Raw genomic sequence first — 5,714 nt, forward strand, 5'->3', positions numbered from 1 at the left:
CGGGGAGGCGAAGACCCGGTCCAGGTTGACGACGGGGATGCCCGCCCGCATGGCCTGGAGGCCGACCTGGGTGAGCGCCTTGCCGTCGGCGGGCAGGATCACCAGCACGTCGACCTTCTTGTTGATCAGCGTCTGGATCTGGCCGATCTGCTGGGCGGTGTCGTTGGACCCCTCGGTGATCTCCAGCGTGACGTCGGAGTACTTCTTCGCCCGGCTCTTGGCGTTGTCGTTGATGGCGTTGAGCCAGCCGTGGTCGGCCTGCGGGCCCGCGAAACCGATGGTGACCTGCTTGCCGGGCTTGTCGTCCGCGACCGGCGCGGCGTTGTCCGCGGCCTTCTCCTGGTCCTTGGGCTCGTTGCTGGTGCAGGCCGTCAGCAGCGCTCCGGCGGACACGGCTGCGGTGCCGAACAGCAGTGCTCTGCGGCTGGTGGCGGGGGTTCTTGCCATGGTGGATCGACCCTTCGACTGGGCGGTGTGCGTCGGACGGGGTTGCGTGGGGGTGCCGGACGGCGGCGTCAGGGTCCGCCGTCCGGCGGCGTGCGGCACGGCGGGTGTCAGGTCTCTCCGTGCGGCGAGCGGCGCTGGACCAGGACGGCGGCGACGATGATGGCGCCCTTCGCGATCTGCTGGACCGCGGTCTCCAGGTTGTTCAGGGCGAAGATGTTGGTGATGGTGGTGAAGACCAGTACACCGAGGACGGAGCCGACGATGGTCCCGCGACCGCCGCTGAGCAGCGTGCCGCCGATGATCGCGGCGGCGATGGCGTCCAGCTCGTAGAGGTTGCCGTTGGTGTTCTGCCCCGAGCCGGCGAGCACGATCAGCATGAACGCGGCGATACCGCAGCACAGGCCGGACAGCAGGTAGAGGTAGAGGCGCTGGCGGCGGACGTCGATGCCGGCCAGCCGGGCGGCCTCGGCGTTGCCGCCGACCGCGACCGTGCGGCGGCCGAAGGTGGTCCGGTTGAGCAGCAGCCAGCCGATCACGGTGACGGCGGCGAAGATCAGGACCAGCGGTGGGACACCGAGGACGTAGAAGTCCCTGGAGCCCAGGTCGAGCACCGAGTCGACGGTCACGACCTGGGTGCTGCCGCCCGTGATCTGCAACGCCAGGCCCCGGGCGGAGGCGAGCATGGCCAGCGTCGCGATGAACGGCACCATCCGGCCGTAGGCGATCAGCAGACCGTTCACCAGCCCGCACCCCACGCCGACGATCACGGCGGTGAAGAGGATGCCCGCGAAGCCGAACTCCTGCGTGGCCACGGTCGTCGCCCACACCGAGGCGAGCGCCACCATCGCGCCGACCGACAGGTCGATGCCGCCGCTGGTGATGACGAACGTCATGCCGACGGTGACGACACCGATCACGGACGCCTGGGTGAGGACGAGTTGGAGATTGCTGGTCGCCAGGAACTCGTCCGGTGCGGTGATTCCGCCGACCGCGACGAGGACGGCGAGGACGCCGAGCAGGGACAGCGTGCGTACGCCCCAGCGCAGTACGGGGCGGCGTGAACTCCTCTCGCCGTCCGCGGGTGCGGCGGCGGACGGCGGCGCTTCCTTCTGCGCCGCGGTGGCCGGCTGCGTCATGACGTCGGGCTCCCTTCCATCACAAGATCGAGTACACGGTGCTCGTCGAGCTCCCGGGCGTCCGCCGTGTGCACGACGCTGCCTTCACGGAGCACCAGCACCCGGTCGGCGAGCCCCAGGACCTCGGGGACCTCGCTGGACACGAGAAGTACGGCCAGTCCCTCGTCGGCGAGGCGGCGGATCACGGCGTAGAGCTCCGCGCGGGCGCCGATGTCGACACCCCTGGTCGGCTCGTCCAGCAGCAGGACCTTGCAGCCCCGCAGCAGCCAGCGGGCGAGCACCGCCTTTTGCTGGTTGCCGCCGGACAGGGTCCTGATCGCGGTGTCGGGGTTGTCCGGCCGCAGGGACAGTTCCCGGACCGCCCGGTGGGTCGCGGCTCGCTCGCCGCGCCGGTCGATCCAGCCCGCGCGGGCGAACCGGGACAGGGTGGAGACCGAGACATTGCTGCTGACGGACTCCAGCATCAGCAGGGCCTGTGCCTTGCGTTCCTCGGGGGCGAGGCCGATGCCGGCGCGCACGGCGGCGCGCACGCTCCCGGGCCGCAGGGGGCTGCCGTCGACGAACACCCGGCCGGCGTCGGCCTTGCGGGCCCCGTAGATCGTCTCCAGGATCTCGCTGCGCCCGGACCCGACGAGCCCGGCCAGACCGACGATCTCCCCGGGCCGCAGCGCCAGGTCGACGGGGGCGAACTCCCCGCGCCGGGTGAGCCCTTCGACCCTGAGCACCGGCTCCTTCTCCGCGGCGAACCCGGCCGGGGGACGTTCGGGGAAGACGTACTCCACGTTCCGCCCGGTCATCAGGGCCACGACCTCATGGGTCGGCGTCGACTCGGCCGGCAGGCCGCCCGCGACGGACCGGCCTTCCTTCAGGACCGTGACGCGGTCGCCGATGCGCCGGATCTCCTCCAGGCGGTGGGAGATGTAGATGACGGCGACGCCGTCGGCGGTCAGGTCGGCCACGATCCTGAAGAGGTTGTCCACTTCCTCGGGGTCGAGCGCCGCCGACGGCTCGTCCATCACGATCAGCCGGACGTCGTGGGACAGTGCGCGGGCCATGGAGACGATCTGCTGCTGTGCCGCGGACAACTCGCCGACGAGGGTGGCGGGTTCGATCTCCGAGTGGCCCAGCCGTTCCAGCAGTCGCGCGGTCGCGGTACGGGCGGCGGAGCCGCGCACGACGAACCCGGCGGCGGTGGGTTCGTGCCCGAGGAACACGTTCTCCGCGACCGACAGGCCCTCGATCAGGTCGAGTTCCTGGTAGATGGTGGCGATGCCGAGCCGCATGGCGGCGCTCGGCGACCCCAGGGTGACGCGCTCGCCCCGCCAGGTGATCTCACCGTCATCGGGCTGGTGGGCTCCGGCGAGCACCTTGATGAGCGTCGACTTCCCGGCCCCGTTCTGGCCCAGGAGGCAGTGGACTTCACCGGCCTGGACCTCGAGGTCCACACCGTCCAGGGCGCGGACGCCCGGGAAGGACTTGGTGATACCGGACATGGTGAGCAGGGGTGGTTGTGGTGCCATGAGGAATCCCCTCGGCGGATGCGGGCCGTGCGCGGGCAGGGCTGGGCTGGGCGCTGCGTTGTGCCGTGCTGTGTCGTGCGGTGCTGTGTTGTGCCGTGCCGTGCTGTTGCTGGGAACGGAAGGCCGAGCAGGGCATGCCTGACGGCCCGGTGGCCGTGCCAGGCAGGAGGAAGAGCTGGTCGTCGTCACTGCGCACGGCGGCGCCGCGGGCATGCGGTGTCACCGACAGGTTTGCGGGGACCGCCGATCGTCGTGACACCACACGTGTGCCGAAGCGCGCGTGGCGGCCCGTTGCCGACGGGGTGGGGCGACGGTCAGGCCGGTTGCCGACGGGATCGGGCGGCGGTCAGGCCGGCGAGAACACGTGGTCACTGATGAGACGGGCCGCGCCGATGGCTCCGGCCGCCGGCCCCAACTCACCGAGCACGATCGGCAGGTTGCCGGTCGCAAGCGGCAGCGACTGCCGGTACACCTGGGTCCGGACGCTGGCCAGCAACGTGTGACCGAGGCCAGTCACACCTCCGCCGATCACCACCAGCCCCGGGTTGAAGAAACTGACGAGTCCGGCGACGACCTGTCCCAGACGTTTGCCACCCTCCCGAATGAGATCCAGGGCCACCACGTCCCCCGCCGCCGCGGCGGCCGACACGTCGGCGGCTGTCAGACGTCCCGCTGTCTCCAGCCGGGCGGCGAGGTACGCCGACCGACCCTCGCGCGCGGCCTGCTCAGCGTCCTCGGCCAGCGCGGCACCGCTGAAGTGGGCTTCCAGACAGCCCCGGTTGCCGCAGGCGCAGGGCCGTCCGTCGGGCACGGCCTGGATGTGCCCGATGTCGCCCGCGCTGCCGGTGACGCCCCGGTGGACGTCCCCGCCGACGACGATGCCGCAGCCGATGCCGGTGCCGATCTTGACGCAGAGGAAGTCGCCCACGGAACGGGCCACGCCCGCGTGCTGCTCCCCCATCGCCATCAGGTTCACGTCGTTGTCGACCATCACCGGACAGCCGAGTTCCTGGCTGAGCGCCTCCCGCACCGGGAAGCCGTCCCAGCCCGGCATGATCGGCGGCGCCACCGGCACACCCTCGGGGAAGCGGACCGGCCCCGGGACGCCGATGCCGGCACCGTCGAACCCCTCCGCGAGCCCCGTGGCCCGCAACTTGGCGGCCATGGACAGCACTTGCTCGAAGACCGCGACCGGGCCCTCACGCACGTCCATCGGCTGGTTCAGATGACCGAGGACCTCCAACTCCGCGTTCGTCACGGCGACGTCGACCGAGGTCGCGCCGATGTCGACGCCGAGAAAGCGCAGCGTGGGTGCGAGCCGAATGTTGTGCGACCGTCGGCCGCCCCGCGAGGGGGCCAGCCCGTCCGCGACCACCAGCCCGGTCTCCAGCAGCCGGTCCACCTCCACGGCCAGCTTCGAGCGGGACAGGTCCACCAGATCACCCAGCTGGGCGCGGGAGTTGGGCCCGGTGTCACGCAACAGACGCAGCAGCCGCGCCTGATGCGCGTTCTCAGGCCGAGCAGTCATCCGTCGCACGGTCCCTCCTCTCCTCACCCGCCGCCGGGCGTCCGGGCGCCTGTCGCCACCGACCACGCCGCCAGGCTGTCGTCGGAGAGGAACGTAACAACCATTTTCCAGAGTGGGAAGTACTTACGCAGGAGTAGGCACCTTCTTTTTCCACACACAGGACAAAGTCCAAGTCGGGCTAAGCCGACGGCGATCACCTCACCGAGTTCCGCCGATGCCGTCCCCGCGGGTCTCCGAGGCAGTCGGCCGCGCACTCGGCCCGCCGTGCCCCACCCTGGCCAGTTCCTTGCCGTCGTCGTCGTACACGCGGAAGAGGACGCCGCCGCCGAACAGGTCCTTGCTCGCACCGGCGGGCCGCGGGGCGGCGACCGCGTACGAACTCACGTAGGCCGGACGTCCGGCCAGCCGCACGATGGGCAGCACGGTGGTGCGGCCCTTCTCCGTCATCGTGATCCGGGCGGCGGTGCGTCCGGTGTACGCGAAGATGTACACCACGCCTTGAGGGCGTGGGGACACGTTGAAGGTCATGGGGATGGTGCCCGGCTGGTTGACGTCCAGATCCCCCACGCAGATGGGGTCCTTCTCGTCCGGGCCCGCGTCGCAGTACTCCCGCTCCCTCAGCAGGTACCAGACGCCGAGTCCCGCCTCGATCCGCTCCCCGGGGCGCACGACGCGGACCGGTGAGCGACCGTCCGTCGGCGAGGGCGAGGCGGAGGGACGAGCGGCCGGGGGCCGGGGGCTGCCGGTGACGGTGTGCGCGTTGGTATGCCCCGTCGGCAGGCCCAGTTCGAACGCGATCGGGGTGAGGAGGGCGACGGCCAGGGTGCCGGTCACCAGCCTGCGGCGACGCTTGATGCGCCGGGCGCGGCGCAGGATCCGGTCGCGCGGGAACGCCGCGGTGGCGCAGTCCTGTGCGGCCTCGTCGAGCGCCTGCCGGAGTTCGGGGTCCGGCGGCCACGGCGACATGTCGATCCTCGTGCTCATGCCGGGCACACTCCCTGCTCTCCGCGGGCGGTCGTGGCGGCGTATGCGGACAGTGCCGCGCTGGTGCGCAGCTTCTTCAGCGCGCGGCTGGCCTGACTC

General features: G+C 71.2%; 5 protein-coding genes. All 5 read right to left on the reverse strand.

Annotation, left to right across the window (positions count from 1 at the left end):
• Positions 1 to 447 (reverse strand): substrate-binding domain-containing protein (locus DI272_RS45875; RefSeq protein ID WP_258314944.1); only part of this gene is annotated, 447 nt, incomplete at its 3' end.
• 107 nt (positions 448 to 554) lie between these two features.
• Entirely contained in the window at positions 555 to 1,583 is a 1,029-nt protein-coding gene (locus DI272_RS43720; protein ID WP_109501426.1) for an ABC transporter permease, read from the reverse strand.
• Positions 1,580 to 3,103: a sugar ABC transporter ATP-binding protein gene (locus DI272_RS43725; RefSeq protein ID WP_109501427.1), complete on the reverse strand. Its 1,524-nt coding sequence runs from the start codon at positions 3,101 to 3,103 to the stop codon at positions 1,580 to 1,582. Before DI272_RS43725 ends, DI272_RS43720 begins: the two co-directional genes overlap by 4 nt.
• Before the next feature lie 346 nt (positions 3,104 to 3,449).
• The gene (locus DI272_RS43735; RefSeq protein ID WP_109501428.1) at positions 3,450 to 4,631 is read right to left on the reverse strand and encodes an ROK family transcriptional regulator; all 1,182 of its coding nucleotides are present in this window, start codon (positions 4,629 to 4,631) and stop codon (positions 3,450 to 3,452) included.
• Between the two features lie 198 nt (positions 4,632 to 4,829).
• Positions 4,830 to 5,615, reverse strand: coding sequence for a hypothetical protein (locus DI272_RS43740; RefSeq protein WP_109501429.1), 786 nt, complete (start codon positions 5,613 to 5,615; stop codon positions 4,830 to 4,832).
• Between the last annotated feature and the right edge of the window lie 99 nt (positions 5,616 to 5,714).

The sequence above is a fragment of the Streptomyces sp. Act143 genome (assembly GCF_003143935.1).
In the GTDB taxonomy this organism is placed as follows: Bacteria; Actinomycetota; Actinomycetes; order Streptomycetales; family Streptomycetaceae; genus Streptomyces.